This window comes from Candidatus Manganitrophaceae bacterium (assembly GCA_012960925.1).
In the GTDB taxonomy this organism is placed as follows: Bacteria; Nitrospirota; Nitrospiria; order SBBL01; family JAADHI01; genus DUAG01.
In genome coordinates this window covers 58,716-75,665 of the sequence record DUAG01000042.1, presented here as the reverse complement: position 1 = coordinate 75,665, position 16,950 = coordinate 58,716, and the positions used below count along the sequence as shown (strand labels likewise).

The 16,950-nt window shown below is 49.9% G+C and carries 16 protein-coding genes; 9 read left to right on the top strand and 7 right to left on the bottom strand.

Going from position 1 to position 16,950, the window contains the following annotated elements; translation table 11 throughout:
* Window positions 1–6: 6 nt before the first annotated feature.
* Both EYQ01_06055 and EYQ01_06050 read right to left on the bottom strand, forming a co-directional pair.
* Window positions 7–639: a hypothetical protein gene (locus EYQ01_06055; GenBank protein ID HIE65362.1), complete on the bottom strand. Its 633-nt coding sequence runs from the start codon at window positions 637–639 to the stop codon at window positions 7–9.
* A 654-nt stretch (window positions 640–1,293) separates the two neighbouring features.
* A complete protein-coding gene (locus EYQ01_06050) occupies window positions 1,294–1,812 on the bottom strand; it encodes an exosortase system-associated protein, TIGR04073 family (GenBank protein HIE65361.1) in 519 nt (172 codons plus the stop codon).
* Window positions 1,813–2,142: 330 nt separating this feature from the next.
* Here EYQ01_06050 and EYQ01_06045 point away from each other — a divergent pair, with 330 nt between their 5' ends.
* The 8 genes from EYQ01_06045 to EYQ01_06010 all read left to right on the top strand — a co-directional run bounded on the left by EYQ01_06045 (window position 2,143) and on the right by EYQ01_06010 (window position 10,213).
* Entirely contained in the window at window positions 2,143–3,252 is a 1,110-nt protein-coding gene (locus EYQ01_06045; protein HIE65360.1) for an iron-containing redox enzyme family protein, read from the top strand.
* A 43-nt stretch (window positions 3,253–3,295) separates the two neighbouring features.
* Window positions 3,296–3,868: an NUDIX domain-containing protein gene (locus EYQ01_06040; protein HIE65359.1), complete on the top strand. Its 573-nt coding sequence runs from the start codon at window positions 3,296–3,298 to the stop codon at window positions 3,866–3,868.
* A gap of 258 nt (window positions 3,869–4,126) precedes the next feature.
* Window positions 4,127–4,987 (top strand): 30S ribosomal protein S2, encoded by an 861-nt coding sequence (gene rpsB, locus EYQ01_06035; protein ID HIE65358.1) that lies wholly within the window; start codon window positions 4,127–4,129, stop codon window positions 4,985–4,987.
* 77 nt (window positions 4,988–5,064) lie between these two features.
* The gene (tsf, locus tag EYQ01_06030) at window positions 5,065–5,670 is read left to right on the top strand and encodes a translation elongation factor Ts (GenBank protein ID HIE65357.1); all 606 of its coding nucleotides are present in this window, start codon (window positions 5,065–5,067) and stop codon (window positions 5,668–5,670) included.
* Window positions 5,671–5,693: 23 nt separating this feature from the next.
* On the top strand, window positions 5,694–6,443 hold the full coding sequence (locus EYQ01_06025) for a UMP kinase (protein ID HIE65356.1): 750 nt from the start codon (window positions 5,694–5,696) through the stop codon (window positions 6,441–6,443).
* On the top strand, window positions 6,433–6,990 hold the full coding sequence (locus EYQ01_06020) for a ribosome recycling factor (protein ID HIE65355.1): 558 nt from the start codon (window positions 6,433–6,435) through the stop codon (window positions 6,988–6,990). Before EYQ01_06025 ends, EYQ01_06020 begins: the two co-directional genes overlap by 11 nt.
* A 104-nt stretch (window positions 6,991–7,094) precedes the next feature.
* Window positions 7,095–8,273, top strand: coding sequence for an alanine racemase (gene alr, locus EYQ01_06015; protein HIE65354.1), 1,179 nt, complete (start codon window positions 7,095–7,097; stop codon window positions 8,271–8,273).
* Between the two features lie 161 nt (window positions 8,274–8,434).
* Complete coding sequence (locus EYQ01_06010) at window positions 8,435–10,213, top strand: sodium-coupled transporter (GenBank protein ID HIE65353.1); 1,779 nt, start codon at window positions 8,435–8,437, stop codon at window positions 10,211–10,213.
* A 149-nt stretch (window positions 10,214–10,362) separates the two neighbouring features.
* Here the strand turns inward: EYQ01_06010 and EYQ01_06005 are convergent, their stop codons facing one another.
* The 3 genes from EYQ01_06005 to EYQ01_05995 all read right to left on the bottom strand — a co-directional run bounded on the left by EYQ01_06005 (window position 10,363) and on the right by EYQ01_05995 (window position 14,664).
* A complete protein-coding gene (locus EYQ01_06005) occupies window positions 10,363–11,055 on the bottom strand; it encodes a TrkA family potassium uptake protein (protein HIE65352.1) in 693 nt (230 codons plus the stop codon).
* Window positions 11,056–11,093: 38 nt separating this feature from the next.
* Complete coding sequence (locus tag EYQ01_06000; GenBank protein HIE65351.1) at window positions 11,094–12,794, bottom strand: Trk family potassium uptake protein; 1,701 nt, start codon at window positions 12,792–12,794, stop codon at window positions 11,094–11,096.
* Between the two features lie 85 nt (window positions 12,795–12,879).
* Window positions 12,880–14,664, bottom strand: a complete 1,785-nt coding sequence (locus EYQ01_05995) for a CBS domain-containing protein (protein HIE65350.1) — start codon at window positions 14,662–14,664, stop codon at window positions 12,880–12,882.
* Between the two features lie 158 nt (window positions 14,665–14,822).
* Between EYQ01_05995 and trpS the strand changes: the two genes are divergently transcribed.
* Complete coding sequence (gene trpS, locus EYQ01_05990; protein HIE65349.1) at window positions 14,823–15,836, top strand: tryptophan--tRNA ligase; 1,014 nt, start codon at window positions 14,823–14,825, stop codon at window positions 15,834–15,836.
* Window positions 15,837–15,957: 121 nt separating this feature from the next.
* Here the strand turns inward: trpS and EYQ01_05985 are convergent, their stop codons facing one another.
* Both EYQ01_05985 and EYQ01_05980 read right to left on the bottom strand, forming a co-directional pair.
* Complete coding sequence (locus EYQ01_05985; GenBank protein ID HIE65348.1) at window positions 15,958–16,152, bottom strand: hypothetical protein; 195 nt, start codon at window positions 16,150–16,152, stop codon at window positions 15,958–15,960.
* A gap of 35 nt (window positions 16,153–16,187) precedes the next feature.
* Window positions 16,188–16,769, bottom strand: a complete 582-nt coding sequence (locus EYQ01_05980; protein ID HIE65347.1) for a peroxiredoxin — start codon at window positions 16,767–16,769, stop codon at window positions 16,188–16,190.
* Window positions 16,770–16,950: the final 181 nt, after the last annotated feature.

Sequence of the window (16,950 nt, the reverse complement as noted above, 5' to 3'; positions counted from 1 at the left end):
CACGTCCTATGGCTCCAGGACCGGAAGGACCCACGTTCGGGAGATCGGTTTCTCTTCTGTAATCCGAATCGATGTTTGAAGTGAATCCTCCGGACGATCTATGCGGAAGATCTTATCTGACCGGTGCTTGATGTGTGAAAGAAAGAAGGCCCGCCGTCCCGCCATTTTTCTGGGAAAGGGAGAGAGTATGATAAAAATCCGGTCCCGAGCCATTTGTCCCAATGCATCAATCAGATGAAGTAAGAGGTTTTTGGCTTCAATAAAGGGAACCGATTCATCATAGAAGGTCTCCAGAGGGGACGCCAAAATCACCAGCCGGGGACGATGCACCGCAATTCCGGCTTTAAGCTGATTAAAAATCAATGATCCCATCTGATGACAAGTGAATGCACGGGAGATAAAGAGCGCGGAAAGGAATGACTGTGGATTCCGCCCCATCCTTTTGGCTAATGCAACCAGCGGATAAGGATCGAAGCAGTTACCACCATCTAAAAAAAGAACCCGTTCGCCAAGCTCAAGCCGCCACCCGGCCAACAGAGGCGAGAGAGCAAAGAGGGCCGGATCACCATAAAAAAGAAAAAGTCCGCCTTCTGTGTCCGAAATAAGAGAGCGGGGTAGGTCCTCTAAAAGTGTTTCCATCCTGTCTCCAGTTGAATCTACTGCGAGGGACTCATGAATTCAATGGACACGATTTTCCAGAATATTTCTCTCTCACCGTATAGACACATACGCCTCCGTTCAAAACAACCTGAAAAACCCCGTCCCTCAAGCACCTGATCCCCTCTCGCTACGATTCAAATATTCCTCCGCTCTCCCCGACCAATATCTCGCTGGCCATCTTCTGGAAGTTTTTAGACAAGAAAGACTCAGAGACGGGCAAAACAGAATCAGTTCCACTGCTCTGATATACCATGTTTTTAATGCCGATTAATGTGAAGGGATAGAAGCCCAGCGTGATGAGAACGCCGAAACCATCGATTTTCAGCCGCCTACATCAGGGGAGTGGGGCAGCAAGTTTAAAGACAAGCTTGGGGGACCTCTGAGTGAGTCATGAATTGTTTTTTCAAGGCTGAAATTCTCCGCTTCGGGGTTACAAATCTTGGCAATAGCCGGCTATTACCTGCAATCTGCGCCTTGACTCGAAAAATTTCCCCTCCTGAAAATTCCAACCCAGATTCAATCAGAAGCCCCCTAAGATGGTAGTCAATGCCGCAGCCCAAGCCAAAATGCCGCAGATTTAACCTTAGGGAGGGAATAAAAAAACCAGGGATCGGGTTTCTCCCCAATCCTCGGCTAATCTTTAAAAGGGAAGATCCTGACCTCTGTTAAAGTCAGAGGGTCCATTTCTACGACATGCCGATTTCGGAACTTTTCATAGCCTGATCCCATATCCCGCCACGCAAACCCTGACTCTATCCTTGTTTGATTCTTGTTCAGTAATGGGAACAAAAAAGTGGCTGTATCATAGACCCCTGACCCTGTCCGTAAGACAGCCGTCAGAAGGCCACCGAGTGGACCTAAGGACACCACTTCGATCGGCCCACCCTTCACCTTGATGTCATGAGGTTTACTGAAAATTTCGGCCCATCCCGTAGACATATTCACGACACCGGTCATCAATTTCGTTCCTGTGTCTTTTACGTATCGGTCAAGTGAAGCATCTGCGAATGAAATTCCAGACAAGACCAACGTAAACGAGACCATGAGGACGAGGAACATCGATATCAGGATTGCAGGCCTGTCGGAGTAAGCTGCAACGCCTGATTCTGACTCCATTGTCCGAATTACCGTACTGGAAAGTAACTTTTTCATAGTGTACCTCCTTTGTAATAATTTAATGCTATTGTCTACAATATATATTATTAGAGCCTATTTCATATAGATGTAGTTCCCTATACTAAAAGGAGAAATCCTGCTTGGTCCCGTGATCGCGGGCTGATAGAAGAGGGGTGGGATTAACTATTGACCTCCTCTATTTTTACATTTTGCCAGAATCCTCTAGTTTCAATTGCTCCTATTTTATAGGGAGGAGGTCACAGGGATGGGTATGCGAATTTATGATTATTCAGAGCTTCCTTGACAGTAATGGGAGCCGATGCGCTACAATAACAACCTTCATTGAAAGATCTTTCGGACCCTAAGATGGAAATACAAAAAATGGCAACACGACAGATTCCTGATGGTCTTAAGGCCGAGACCGAAGTGCGTTCACGCTACAATACCGCTGAAACGCAATTCGAGATGCTTCTTGATGCCGATGGGTTGGATGAAAACCTTGGCATGCTCCGTCTCATCATCCTGGATTTTGAGCAGACACTGGAGCACGCCTTGGTCTCTGCCTATCAGGACGCTCCTCATTCGGAACCCGCACACCGATTTTTGCATCGGGTTCTTTATCGAATTAATCGCCTCAAGCTTTTCTGGTATGACGATTTAAAGCGGTACAAGAATGAACGCTCTGTTTACCTTCGGGCTATCCGTGACCGGATTGAGGAGGACTGGCAGTCGTGGGAAATGAACCTTCTGGATTGTCCCCCGTTAAAAGAATTAAACATTGAGGAAAGCTTAAAGGAAGAGACGCAAAAGGATTTGGACCCGGAGCCCTCTGAATCCGGTGCTTTCTTTCGTGACCATGTGGAAAATGCGGGATACCGGCGGCTATTGGCGATCATGTCGCTGGATGGCCTCGTTGAGGCCAGTCAGTTGTCGCGCATGCTGGGGGGAGTTGGGAACAAGATCCATTCCATGCTGACCAGGGTGTTCCTGGAGGAATACGGCGGCGGTCGTCTTTCACGCAAGCACTCCACCTTTTTTGAAGACATGCTCACTGAGTCTGAGATGCGAGTAGATCCGGAGGCCTATTTCGACACGCTCCCTTGGGAGGTTCTTGCGGGAATCAATCACAGCTTCCTCCTTAGCGAACGGAAACGCTATTTTCTCCGCTACATCGGAGGACTGCTCTATACCGAGGTCTCCGTCCCTTCTGCGTTCCGAAATTATCTGGCCGCGGCGAAGCGGCTTGATTTGTCAAAAAAGGCCATGGGATATTGGGATCTGCACATCAAAGAAGATGAACATCACGGCCGATGGATGCTTCATGACGTTGCCCTTCCCCTGGTAAAACGGTATCCGGATGACGCCTGGGAGTTGGTTCTCGGATACAAACAGCAGCGATTGTTTAGCCAGCGTGCGGGTGAGGCTATCGCACGGGCTGCGCGCATCGCGGATTCGGAAAGCAGAAATATAGATTAAGTGCGCCTCTCTTTTATTTGACGACTTCTTTCTGCCCCAAAACATGCATAGAAACAACATCATTCAGCAACTTCTTTCCTATGAGGTCACATGGAAAAATGAATCTTCCATGGTAAAACGACTCATCGACTTCATTTTGTCCAATACAGAATGTTTCGAGAGACACTTAAAAAAGGGGCATGTCACCGGTTCTGCCTGGGTCGTCAATAAAGGTGGGACGCACGTACTACTCACGCACCACAAGAAGTTAAACAAATGGCTTCAACTCGGGGGTCATGCCGATGGGGACTCTGATATTCTCAGGGTCGCGCTACGTGAAGTTTACGAAGAGTCGGGCCTGGAACAAGCCGAAGCGCTAAGCGGAGGGATCTTTGATATCGACATCCACCAGATCCCAAGAAGGGGAGAAGAGCCGGGGCATTACCATTATGACATCCGATATGCCATCCAGGCCACAGGCAGTGAAACCTATATTGTCAGTGATGAATCCCACGATTTGAGCTGGATAGACATAAGGAAACTGGAACAAAAGACAAATGATGAATCGATTCTTCGCATGGCCTCTAAATGGATAGCAGGACGAAAAGACCTATCGCTTGGAGAGGGCGACGTATAATTTATCTCTGGTGCTGAATCGTTGACCCCCAGTCCCGCTTTTCTTATTGAAAAGAAGGGCCTGGTCGTGGTAGCTTTCAAAGGTTTAGCTTACTTGCTTAGGTGCGTTAGCACCGTGGCCTGTTGAGCTCTGTATGAACACAAAATAATCCACACGTTCCCCTGCCGGGCACGGTCCTCGCCATATTTATTGATAAGCGGTGAGTTGCCTGGAAAGAACCCAGGGAGAGCGGCGGCCCAGACCAGAAAAGGAGAAAAGATGAGCCAAATAAAGGAATTGTTAGATGCAGGTGTTCATTTCGGGCATCAGACCAAGCGCTGGAACCCCAAGATGATCCGGTATATTTTTGGAGAGCGTAATAATATCTATATCATTGACCTTCAAAAAACGGCCAAGAAGTTAGAGGTTGCGTATAATTTTGTCCGGGATTTGACGGAGAAAGGGGATTCCATCCTTTTCGTCGGGACCAAGCGGCAGGCGCAGGAGATTGTCACGGAAGAAGCGAAGCGCTGCAATATGTTTTATGTCGATCATCGTTGGCTGGGTGGAATGCTCACAAATTTTTCGACCATCAAGAAGAGTATTGGCAGGCTCAAAAAGCTTGAGGCTGCCCAGAAAGACGGCACCTACGATCGTCTCCCGAAAAAAGAAGTCATCAAGCTTGAAAAGAAGCGGGGGCACCTTGAGAAGAATCTGGGTGGGATTAAGCAGATGAACGCCCTCCCGGGGGCGATATTTGTCATTGATACGATAAAGGAGAAGACGGCGGTCCTGGAGGCAACCCGGCTTGGCGTTCCCGTCATTGCCATTGTGGACACGAACTGTGATCCGGATGAAATCGACTATGTCATTCCGGGGAATGATGATGCCATCCGTTCTATCCGATTGCTGACCAGCAAGATGGCAGATGCAGTTTTAGAGGGCCAGCGGCTTAGGGAAAAGACAGTCGCTCCAGAAGTTCCGGACGCGCCGGCACCCGAAAAGGGGATACAATGGGAAGCGAAGCCTGAACCCGTTGCAGTCAGTGCTCCCGAACCGCCTACAGCGCCAGCTCCAGAACCCTCTCCCGAGTCTTCCCCCGAAGAGAAAGAGGAAACAGCGCCGCCTGAAAACGGGTAAAGAAGGGTGATAATCGTAATTACTGAATCGGAATGATGTCTCGAGGGAGGCGTTGGGCCTGGATATAAAGGAGAAAGTTGTTGACTGTTGAAGCGATAAAGACATTACGGGAAAAGACGGGGGCGGGTATTATGGATTGTAAGACCGCCCTCAAGGAAACGGATGGGGATTTGACCCGAGCGGTCGATTATCTCCGAAAAAAAGGGCTGGCGGCTGCGATAAAAAGATCAGGGCGTCAAACACAGGAAGGGATTGTCGGCTCGTATATTCATGGCGGTGGAAAGATCGGTGTCCTGATTGAAGTAAATTGTGAAACTGATTTTGTCGCGCGCAATAGTGAATTTCAGGGACTGGTCAAAGATCTGGCCATGCAAATCGCAGGTTCAAACCCTTGTCCTCGCTATGTCGGACCAGAGAATGTACCCTCGGAGATTATTGATAAAGAGAGAGAGATCTTCATCGCGCAGGCCAGGGAAACAAAGAAGCCGGAGCATGTGATCGAAAAGATTGCCGAAGGAAAGGTGAACAAGTTTCTGAAAGAGATTTGTCTGACTGAACAGACCTTCATAAAAGATCCCGACCTTACGATAAAAGAGTTGGTTGCTCAGAAGATTTCCAAAATAGGGGAAAACATTCAGATTCGCCGGTTTACAAGGTTTCAGCTGGGAGAAGGCGAAGCCTGATTGAACTGAAAAATGGAGCTATGATGTCTCAAGCAAAATACCAGAGGGTTCTCCTGAAAGTGAGCGGCGAGCTCCTGGCCGGTGACGAAGGCTTCGGGATCAATCCCTCAATGATCGCCGCGGTTGCCGAGCAGATAAAAGAGATGGTCGCGATGAAGGTCGAAACCGCGATTGTGATTGGCGGCGGGAACATCTTCCGGGGTATTGCGGGGAGCGCCGCGGGGATGGACCGTGTTTCCGCAGATTACATGGGGATGCTGGCAACGGTTCTCAATGCCCTGGCCCTTCAGAGTATTTTGGAAAAAAAGGGTGTTTTTACACGGGTTCAGTCCGCGATTGAGATGAAAGAGCTGGCCGAGGGTTATATCCGGAGAAAAGCCATCCGGCACCTGGAAAAAAAGCGGGTGGTGATTTTTGCCGCGGGGACCGGGAACCCTTATTTTTCAACCGATACGGCGGCCGTCTTACGTTCCATCGAGATCGGGGCGGAGGTGATCTTAAAGGGGACAAAGGTCGATGGGGTCTTCGACAAGGACCCGATGAAAGATCCCACCGCCAGGAAATACTCAGAACTGACCTACTTAAATGTGATCGACAGGGGTTTGAAGATCATGGATTCAACGGCAGTAACCCTTTGCATGGATAACGACCTCCCTCTTATCGTCTTCAATTTGAATAAAAAAGAAAACATCAGAAAGGTCCTGATGGGCGAAGCCGTGGGGACACTCATCAGTAAGGCGGGTGACAAGGAGCAGGATGCCCATGTCGGATGATCTTAAAAAGAAGATGACCGATAAAATGGGGGTTTCTATCTCCCGTTTTATCGGGGAGCTTTCCGGTGTTCGAACAGGCCGTGCCTCCCTTGCACTCTTTGATTCGGTGAAGGTAAACTACTACGGAACGCTGACTCCGCTTAATCAGATTGCCTCTCTTTCTATTCCTGAGAGTCGTTTTGTGTCGGTCCAGCCCTGGGATGTCAGCCAGCTTCAGGAAATTGAAAAGGCGATTATGACTTCTGGTTTGGGTCTGACCCCTTCCAATGACGGGACAATAATCCGGATTGCCATCCCTGTCTTGACTGAGGAACGCCGGAAGGATCTGGTCAAATTCATAAAGAAGATGGGTGAAGATTGCAAGATCGCGATCCGGAATGTGCGCCGTGATACGAATGATGAATTAAAATCCCGGCAGAGAGAGGGCATCCTCTCTGAAGATGAAGAGAGGAAGAACCAGGAAGCCGTTCAAAAAATTACAGATCAATCCATTGCCAGGGTAGATGACATTCTGCGAAAGAAAGAAACCGAGATCCTCGAAGTATAACGTCATTCTAAAGATATAAACCCATGCCTCCCGAACACTAGAAGCAGAGCCTCTCCTCAGTTTAAAGGAATATTAATGTGAATCCTGAAAAACATGCCTCCAGCATTGCTCTGGTGAACCTGGCCGCCCTGCATGAAAATATCTGCCGAGTAAGAAGGCGCAGCGGTTGCGGAAAGATCCTTCCCGTGGTCAAGGCAGATGCCTATGGTCATGGCGCGGTCGAGGTGGCTCGATTTCTGTCCGGCACAGGTGGGCCCGGAAAGGGAGCCAAAAATAATGGGCTCGGAAAAGATCTGTCCGGGGAAATCAGCATGTTTGGCGTTGCTTTTCTCGAGGAGGGAATGGCCTTGAGAAAAGCAGGGATTAGACACCCGATCCTGCTTCTGGCCGGATGTCCGATCACTCAAATTCCTGAAATTGTACGATACGGTCTCACCCCGGTTTTGTTTGATTCGGAGTCGATGACAGCACTCAGCCGGTATGCAAAAAAAATTGGGAAGGTCGTGAACGTGCATATCAAGTTTGATACAGGTATGGGACGTATTGGTCTCTCCCCCGCAGATGCATCTTCCTTTATCGCAAAGGTGGTGGATCAGGAAGGAATTTGCGTGGAGGGGATCCTGACCCATTTTGCCGATGCCGATTTAAAGGATCTCTCTTTTGCAAGATATCAGCTAAAGGCCATCAGTGAGATCTGGAAAAAACTTGAAAAGGGAGGGATAAATATACCCTATTGCCATATCGCCAATAGCGCTGCAATTATGCATTTCAGCCGGGCACATCTTAATCTGGTCCGACCGGGCTTGATGCTCTACGGGTATTCACCCCTGGAGGGTCGTACTAAGGTTCGGCTCTCTCCGGTGATGCAGGTCAAGTCTCGCGTCATCGCCTTGCGGCGTGTTCCTGCAGGGGTATCCATCAGCTATGGCCGAACCTATGTTACACCCAGAGAAAGTCTCATTGCGACGGTGTCAATCGGATATGCCGACGGCTATCCGCGTCTTCTCTCAAATCGGGGTGTGATGCTTGCCAAAGGGAAACGGGTGCCGGTTGTCGGGCGCGTTTGTATGGATATGACCATGCTCGATGTATCCCAAGTCCCTTCCTTGAGTGTTGGCGACTGGGTCACCGTCATCGGGGCTGAAAATAAACAAACAGTGTGGGCCGATGAAGTGGCCCGTGCCTCGGAAACGATTCCTTATGAAATTCTATGCGGAATTGGAGATCGTGTCCAAAGAGTTTACCTGCATGAGAATGCATCACGCACGAAATCCCGGCCCTGACTTTCAGTGGGCTTAAGACCTTATCCCAGGATCCAATCTTGGATCTTGGGTCTCTCTCCGTTTGTATTCCTTCGCCGTCTTGTCCGAATTCTGAAAATCGTGTAAAGTGACAGTCGTAATGATATTTGTGGCTGATGCTCTATATTCTTGAAGAGGGAATCATGACCGCCGAAATGTTTTTCGTCCTGGCGCTTGCCGCCACAGCAGTTATTCTTTTTGTGGCTGAGATATTTCCTGTTGATCTGGTTGCGTTGATGGTGATGTCGACCCTTCTTGTCAGCCGGATCATCTCCCCTGAAGAAGGAATATCCGGCTTCAGCAATATGGCCACCGTGACCGTAGGGGCCATGTTTGTTTTGAGTGCCGGTCTGTACAAAACAGGGGCATTAAACTTTATCGGCGTTCACCTGGTCCGTGTGGGGAAACGGAATTTTTGGGTGGCCCTCATCACGATGATGTTAACCATTGGCGGTATTTCTGCGTTTGTCAATAATACGGCCGCGGTGGCCATTTTTATGCCGATTGTCTTGAGTGTTGCGCGGGATATCAAGGTCAGCCCTTCCAAGTTGCTGATGCCTCTTTCCTTCGCGGCGATGTTCGGCGGCGTCTGCACGCTGATCGGGACCTCAACCAATATCCTTGTTGATTCTATTGCTATTCGTCATGGTCTTCCTCCTTTTGGAATGTTTGAATTTTCCCGTCTCGGATTGATTATCTTCGGCGCCGGAGTTCTCTACATGATGATGATTGGGGTCCGCCTGATTCCGAGTACAAGGGCATCTGGGGATCTGACCGAGGAATTTGGAATGGGGGATTATCTGACAGAGATCATCATCCTTCCAAAGGCAAAATCGATTGGCTTATCCCTGGGAAGTTCTCCCCTGATTCAGGATCTTGATATTGATGTCCTGGAAGTCTTCAGGGTGGGGAGGCGTCTCTTGCTGCCCGCGCCCGGTATTATCCTTCAAGAGTATGATATTCTCCGTGTCCGCTGTAATGTTGAAAAAATTCAGGCGCTCCAGGAACGAGAGGGCATTACGATCAAGTCCGGTATTGAGTGGCGGGATGCTGATCTCGAGTCGACACAGGCGGTTTTAGTCGAGGCCGTGGTTGCGCCGAATTCAATGTTGGAAGGAAAAACGCTCAAGACGATTCGCTTCCGTCACCGCTTCGGGGCGACGGCACTCGCGATTCGTCATCGGGGAGATGTCATGCATGAGAAGCTGGAAACGACTACGCTCCGAGCCGGTGACGCGCTTCTCATAGAGGTCAAACATGACCATATGGACCAACTGAAACAGCACCCGGCCTTCGTTTTTATCTCCGAAGTGGATCTTCCGGAGTTTAGAAAGCGAAAAATTATTCCGGCCCTGATCATTATCATCTCTGTTGTCACGACGGCCGCCATAGGACTCTTTCCGATTGTTGTGAGTGCCGTTGTGGGATCTGTCCTGCTTGTTCTGACAGGAAGTATTACACTGGAAGAGGCCTATGAGGCCATAGAGTGGAAAGTCATCTTCCTGCTTGCCGGGGTTCTGACCTTGGGGATTGCCCTGGAAAAGACCGGTGCGGCCCTCCTTCTTTCGAATGTACTTATCTCAGGGGTGGGTCAGTGGGGACCGACCGCACTGCTCTCAGCCATTTTTTTCCTGACCATGATGCTGACCAATGTCATGTCGAACAATGCGACTGCCGCCCTCCTTGCCCCCATTGCCATTGTGACAGCGGAATCTGTCGGATTAAGCCCGCGCCCTTTTCTGATGGCGGTGATGTTTGCGGCTTCGCTCAGCTTTATGAGCCCGGTCGGATATCAGACCAATACGCTGATCTATGGTCCCGGACAATATCGGTATTCCGATTTCGTTCGCGTGGGAACGCCCCTGAATATGCTCTTTTGGGTATTGTCCACCTGGCTCATTCCCGTCTTCTGGCCCTTCTAACAATTCAGCACTCCCGTCTAAGTCTCCATGGCGGCGTTGCTGCGGTGCTCAAAACTACGTTGTGGGTCTGCGCTCCTCGCGCCTTGCCCTGAGGGCTTATCCAGGTATGCTGAATCGTTTCAAGGCAGCCTGTTCAGAAGTTTATCGGGTCATTTCTTCTGCGCGGTAAAGCGGGTCAGGTCCCGGCTTCTTCCCAGGAGAACCAGGATGTCTCCCCTTACGAGGGTGTATTCCAATGGAGGACTGAACTCCAGCTTCTCTTCCCCCTTTCTCCAACCAAACCCTAAGGAGGCCGTCCCTTCTTTTTTTATCGCGAAGAGGTTCAGGTTCCACTTTTCCTTTATCTTGAGATCTCCCAGTGTCTTTCCGAACAGAAAATCAGGTGCTTCCCATTGTACAATGGAGTGGGTGGAAGAGATCTCGATATAGTCGAGAATGGCATCACCGGAGAAGGTTTTTCCCAGGCGCCTTCCCATTTCCTGTTCCACAAAGATGACTCGGCTGGCTCCGATCAGTTGAAGAATCTTTTTTTCTCTTTCCGTATAGGCGCGAACAATAATCTCCTTCAGGCCCAAGTCTTTGAGGACCGCTGTCGTCACGACGCTGGCCTCGAAGTCTTCCCCGATTGCAATAATGGCGGCATCGACACGGTCTGCCCCAACCGATTTCAGGGCGTCGGAATCGGTGCTGTCGAGCTGAACGGCCAGGGTGGTCTTTTCTTTGATCTCTTCCACCCGTTCAGCAAGTTCGTCTATCGCAATGACCTCCGCCCCGTCCTCAAAGAGTGTTTCCGCAAGGCTCATGCCGAATCGGCCCAGCCCGATCACTAAAAATCGCTTCATTCTCCTCCTCCTATCTCAACGATACCGTCCTTTAAATGTCACCCTACAATCACGCGTTCTCGTGGGAAATTATATTTTCCCTTACTCGCACGTTCTGCAAGAATGAATGCAAGAGTCAGGGGGCCAATGCGCCCTAAAAACATTGTTAATATAATAATCAGTTTCCCGACCTGGGAGAGTCGGGACGTGGTGCCAATGGAAAGGCCGACCGTGTTATAGGCCGAAACCGTTTCAAACAGGAGAGATTTGAAGCTTTCCTGTTCAGTAGAGAGGAGCAATAAAAGAAGCAGGGCGACGAGACCGGATGAAACAAAAGCGATGGAGAGCGATTTCTGAACCGCGAGGGGAGAGACGCTCCGCTTAAAAAGACTGACCTCTTCCCGGTTCCGAAGCATGGCCCGGAGTGTTGCCAGCATCACGCCAAATGTGGTGGTTTTGATTCCTCCTGCCGTAGAAGCGGGTGAACCTCCGATCCACATCAGGATGATCAGAAGCAGAAGTGTCGCATCCCGAAAATGTGATGGGTCCAGGGCATTAAAACCTGCGGTGCGGGCTGTGACCGACTGGAAGGCTGCGGCCACCCATTTTTCGTACCAGGAGAGCGAAGAAAGGGTCCCGCTGTATTCAAGGATGTAAATCCCAAGGGTGCCGACCAGAAGTAGGCCGGCAGAGATGGAGAGGACCATCTTGGAGTGAAACGACAAGCGCCAGTTCGTCCGCGTGCGGCTGAAAAAGGGATACCTTAAAAGGTTGTTTAATACCGGAAAGCCGAAGCCTCCCAGGATGATCAGGAAGGCAATAATGAGATTGACTGGAAGATGTGTCATCTGCCCTTCCAGGTTTCTTGGAAAGAGTGAAAATCCGGCATTGCAAAAGGCGGAGATCGCATGAAAAATTGCGGTAAAGAACGGGTTGTTTCCGTCTCGAGTGAAGAAGACCCACAAAAGGAGTGCGCCAAAGGATTCGATAAGCAGGGTGATCAAAAAAATCTGTAGAATTTCTTTTTGGACGTTCCCGACTGACTCTGTATCAAGGGCCCCTTGAAGTGCGATCTCCGCATTTAAACCCATCCGTTTATGGGACATCAAGGAGAAGACAACCCCAAAGGTCATGATACCCAGACCGCCCAGTTGGATCAGGGCGAGAATGACCCACAGCCCCGTGGGTTGATAATATTCGGAGATTGGAAAGAGAACAAGGCCTGTGACGGTGGTTGCCGATGTAGAGGTGAAAAGGGCGTCGATCAGTGAAATCTTAGAAGGATCGGTCACCATTTGCGGCAAGGAGAGGAGTAATGTGCCAAGTAAAATAATCACGATAAAGCCGAGGGCCAGGGTTTGGGCCGGACGCAGGCGGAGATGGCTTAGAAACCGGACGATCACATTGATCCGCAGGGTATAGATTGCGAATGCCGAAGATAAGAAGATAATGCTGTAGAGACGATAGGTCTGTGTCAGCGAGCCTGCCGGCTGGGAAAACATCTCAATGAAGAGTAGCCCTTTTTCGGCGTAGAAAAGAAGGCTGATGCCAAAAAGGGCGATCGGGAGGAGTCTTTTTTGCCAAGTCAGTCGTCTGAAGCGAAAGAAGAGATAGCGTTCCTCGAAGATCAGTTTGAACACCACGCCTCCCTGCAGGAGAAGAGCGATAAGCTTGCAAGGAAGCGGCAGCCATTGTGAGAAGTCGAGTAGAAAGGAAAAGACCAAGATCCCGGAGAGGGAAAAGATCCGAACTCTCCTCATGAAGCTCAGCAAGGGAGCAAAGGTCTTCTCAAAGAAATCAGGCTTATACGGAGGAAGTGGGGTTTTCAATTTACGGTACAGCTCCTCAATGGCTCGTGGTGGGTTGATATGCCGAAATAATATTGGTTCGCGTAATAAGGCCGATGAGCCGTTTCGGATTGTCCGGATCGACGATGGAAATCCGGTCGATATCGAACTCCTGCATCCGCCTGACTACGGTTCCCAGGTCTTCTTCGGTGAAGGCCGTGGGGATTTTCTTCCGCATGATCTGTTTAACGGGGACCTCTCTGGGATCGAGACCGTCGTCGATTGCGTGGTGGACGTCGGAGTAGATAATCATTCCCTGGAGTTCTCCCCCTGTATCGACCACAGGAAAACCGGTATGCGGGCTGTGTTCCATGAACTGGGCCAATTTTTCCATCGTCATGTCTTCATGAACGGTTTCGATATCTTTAGCCATTACCTCGCCAGCCGTAACATCTTTAAGGGGATCATGGGTTTTCACCTTGTCCAGGCGGATTCCTTTTTTCAGGAGAACCATGGCGTCCATACCGATGGCCCCTATTTGTCGGGACATAATCATGGCGATGGTGACCGAGAACATCAAGGGGATCACGATACGATAATCATGGGTAATCTCAAACATCATGATGATAGCCGTGAACGGGGCATGAACCACGGCGGCAAAGAAGGTACCCATTCCGACGAGAGCGTAGGCTCCCGAAGGAGCAATGTTGGGGAAAACCAGGCGCGCAGCATTGCCGAAGAGCGTTCCCATCGTCGCCCCGATAAAGAGGCAAGGCGTCAGCGTTCCGCCTGAGCCTCCTGAACCCAATGTTAGTGCTGTGGAGACCATCTTTCCTAAGGCAAGAATCAGCAGAAATGAGAAGGTCCAGCGGACGGAGTCGTCTCCTGTTGAGACAATGGACATGATTTCATGATGTCCGGAACCCAGAATCATGGGGATAAAAAGGCCAAAACCTCCGACCAAGAGGCCGCCGATCATCGGCCGAATTGGTTTTGGAACCCGCTTGAACCGTTTGAAGAGTTCCTCCGAAAAAAACTGGGTCTTTATAAACAGCCTTGCCAGCGGGACCGCAAGGATTCCCAGGAGAAAATAAAGCCCTAGCTCCCCTTGATGTTCAATGCCGAAGGCCGGTGTCGGCAGGAAAATTTCGTCGCCTAATAGGACATGGGAAGTAACAGAAGCAATGACCGATGCGATGACGACCATGGAAAAGGCCTGTGAAGAAAAATCTCCCAAAAGGATTTCCATCGAAAAGATGACGGCGGCAATGGGTGCATTAAAGACCGCAGAAAATCCTCCCGCCGCACCGGCCGCGACCAGGGTTTTCATGTAATGGGATGGAAGATAGAACCATTGACCGAAGGTAGAGCCGACGGATGCGCCGATCTGAATGATTGGACCTTCGGGACCCGCTGAACCGCCCGTTCCAATAGTGAACGCGCTCGTGAGAGATTTTGCAACGGCCACCCGAGGGCGGATGCGGCCGCCCAGGCGCTTCAAGGAGTAGATGACCCGGGAAATACCATGTCCGCCGGCATCCAGGGCAAAATTATGGATGATCAGTCCTGTCAGTAAGCCTCCGGCCGCCGGTAAAACGACGCGATACCAATGTCCGGAGAAAATGAGAGAGGAAAGTTCTGAGTCGCAGCAAAGATGGTGAATCCCATCGATGAGCTGTTTGAAGATATAGGCGCTGATCCCTGTGGTGAGACCGACGACGACCACCAGGATGGTCAAGGTCCTCTCCTGGGAGAAAGTCAGCAGATTGAAGAGGTGCTTACCGGATTTCCCCATCCGTAAGAGTGTCTTTTTTACGCGAACGTCCATGAGCCTACTCGACAAAAAGAGATCCTACAAACCCCCCATTATACATATAAAGAGAGGTGATTACGACGATAATATGTGCTTGTGATCATTCTTGACACGCCATCCGGCAACCCTCATAATGCGATGCTATACGACAGATCTGTAATGTCTCTCCCTGGAGAAATTTTCCCGCGATGAAAAGAAGAAAACGGATTCTGACGGGTGACCGGCCGACGGGGCGACTTCATCTTGGTCACTATGTGGGGTCGCTGGTCAATCGGGTGAAACTCCAAGAGGAATATGAAACCTTCATCCTCATTGCCGATGTTCAGGCACTGACCGACCATTTTGAGCAACCTAAAATACTGCTTAAAAATATCCGGGAAGTCGTTCGCGATTATCTGGCCGTCGGGATCAATCCGGGAAAGAGTACAATCCTCGTTCAATCGATGGTGCCGGAGATCGCTGAGTTGGCGCTTTATTATCTTAATCTTGTGACGGTGGCCCGCCTCCAGAGAAACCCGACGGTGAAGGATGAGATGAAGCAGAAGGGCTTTGAGCAGAACCTGCCTGTCGGATTTCTTGTCTACCCGGTTCATCAGGCGGCAGATATTACCGCTTTTCAGGCCGATCTTGTTCCGGTGGGGAAAGACCAGCTCCCGATGATTGAACAGACCGTCGAGATTGTCCGGCGATTCAACACACTTTATAAAAAAACAATTGTCGAACCGAAGGCCCTGCTTGGTGAAGTTGCACGTCTCCCGGGAACCGACGGACAGGCGAAGATGGGGAAGAGCCTTGGCAACGCAATCTACCTTTCTGATGATGCCAAGACGGTTGAGAAAAAGGTCATGAGGATGTATACCGATCCGACACGCCTCCGTGCCACAGATCCGGGACATGTGGAGGGGAACCCAGTTTTTACCTATCATGATGCTTTCAATCCTGACAAGGAAGAGGTCGCTGCCTTAAAAGTCCGTTATGAAAAAGGGACGGTTGGCGATGTCGAGGTGAAGCGCTTACTTGTAGAGGCCCTCAACCGATTTCTTTTGCCGATCCGCGAACGGCGTGCCAAATATGAGCAGGACGACAAGAAGATCGATGAAATTCTAATCAAGGGAACTCACCGCGCCAGGACAGTGGCCAGAGAGACGATGCTCCGCGTGCGCGGGGCCATGAAGCTTGATTATCCCTTTTCTTCTCCGTGAAATCACCCTTATTCCCAAGCTAAGCAGTACTGTCACTTGCAGAAGACCTCTGAAGCAGAAATCCCCCAAACCGGTAAAAAGGCATGGGGGACTTCTGAGGAAATTACTGAATTGTCAGGAATCAGCTGACCTTGCAGCTCATATCCTCACCACAACACATGGGGGATTTGATCTTACCATGATCATTTGGACATTTTGAAATCTGTACTTCTTTTCCGCCATCCAGTTTCAAGATATCATCAACAAGCGGGGCATCACATTTAGCACAAGTTGCGTTAACGCCCATGCCACATTTTGAACATTCAGATGTCGCCATTTAAACATCCTCCTAAATGAGTGGTAAAATGAGTCTTACGAAGTGAAATATTCTTTCAGGCCGGCATCGTTCGGTTTCATTGATTTGTCGCCTTGATTCCAGTTGGCGGGGCAGACTTCACCATGCTCCTCGGTGAACTGCAGGGCATCAACCATGCGAAGGGCTTCATTGATGTTTCGTCCCAGAGGGAGATTGTTGACGACCTGGTGTTGCACGATGCCTTCCTTGTCGATCAGGAATAATCCCCGGTAAGCGGCCCCTAAACCGTCAAACAAGACATCGTAGTCGCGAGAAATCGTTTTGTTGAAGTCAGAAATCAACGGGTAGGTCACGCCCTCAATCCCGCCTTCACTCCTTGGGGTCTTCAGCCAGGCAAGATGTGAAAACCAGGAGTCGGTCGAGACGCCGATGACTTCGACATTTTTCTTTTTAAAATCTTCCAGTTTTTCCTGAAAAGCATGCAGCTCAGTCGGGCAGACAAAGGTAAAATCAAGCGGGTAGAAGAAGAGCACGACATACTTTCCTCTCAAGGAAGAGAGTTTAAAGTCATCGATCACTTCACTCCCCTTAACGGCCTTTGCGGTAAAATCCGGAGCTTGTCTGTTTACGAGTACCATCTTTTTTATTCCTCCTTGTGATCACTATCAGATTGAGTGTTGATTTATGCGACTGTCTGGACTGGTTGGCGCTTCAATGTCAGTCAGACATCTTACAATGTTTATTTTCTTGTCGTCAATTAAAAATAGGAACTTAGGGTCCGTGATAGGATCTTTCGGTTTGGAGATAACTTGCATGAGT

Bases quoted from the DNA above. Each gene is read 5' to 3' on its own strand.
- EYQ01_06055 (HIE65362.1), bottom strand. From the start codon at position 639: ATGGAAACACTTTTAGAGGACCTACCCCGCTCTCTTATTTCGGACACA.
- EYQ01_06050 (HIE65361.1), bottom strand. From the start codon at position 1,812: ATGAAAAAGTTACTTTCCAGTACGGTAATTCGGACAATGGAGTCAGAA.
- EYQ01_06045 (HIE65360.1), top strand. From the start codon at position 2,143: ATGGAAATACAAAAAATGGCAACACGACAGATTCCTGATGGTCTTAAG.
- EYQ01_06040 (HIE65359.1), top strand. From the start codon at position 3,296: ATGCATAGAAACAACATCATTCAGCAACTTCTTTCCTATGAGGTCACA.
- rpsB (HIE65358.1), top strand. From the start codon at position 4,127: ATGAGCCAAATAAAGGAATTGTTAGATGCAGGTGTTCATTTCGGGCAT.
- EYQ01_06025 (HIE65356.1), top strand. From the start codon at position 5,694: ATGTCTCAAGCAAAATACCAGAGGGTTCTCCTGAAAGTGAGCGGCGAG.
- EYQ01_06020 (HIE65355.1), top strand. From the start codon at position 6,433: ATGTCGGATGATCTTAAAAAGAAGATGACCGATAAAATGGGGGTTTCT.
- EYQ01_06010 (HIE65353.1), top strand. From the start codon at position 8,435: ATGACCGCCGAAATGTTTTTCGTCCTGGCGCTTGCCGCCACAGCAGTT.
- EYQ01_06005 (HIE65352.1), bottom strand. From the start codon at position 11,055: ATGAAGCGATTTTTAGTGATCGGGCTGGGCCGATTCGGCATGAGCCTT.
- EYQ01_06000 (HIE65351.1), bottom strand. From the start codon at position 12,794: ATGAGGAGAGTTCGGATCTTTTCCCTCTCCGGGATCTTGGTCTTTTCC.
- trpS (HIE65349.1), top strand. From the start codon at position 14,823: ATGAAAAGAAGAAAACGGATTCTGACGGGTGACCGGCCGACGGGGCGA.
- EYQ01_05985 (HIE65348.1), bottom strand. From the start codon at position 16,152: ATGGCGACATCTGAATGTTCAAAATGTGGCATGGGCGTTAACGCAACT.
- EYQ01_05980 (HIE65347.1), bottom strand. From the start codon at position 16,769: ATGGTACTCGTAAACAGACAAGCTCCGGATTTTACCGCAAAGGCCGTT.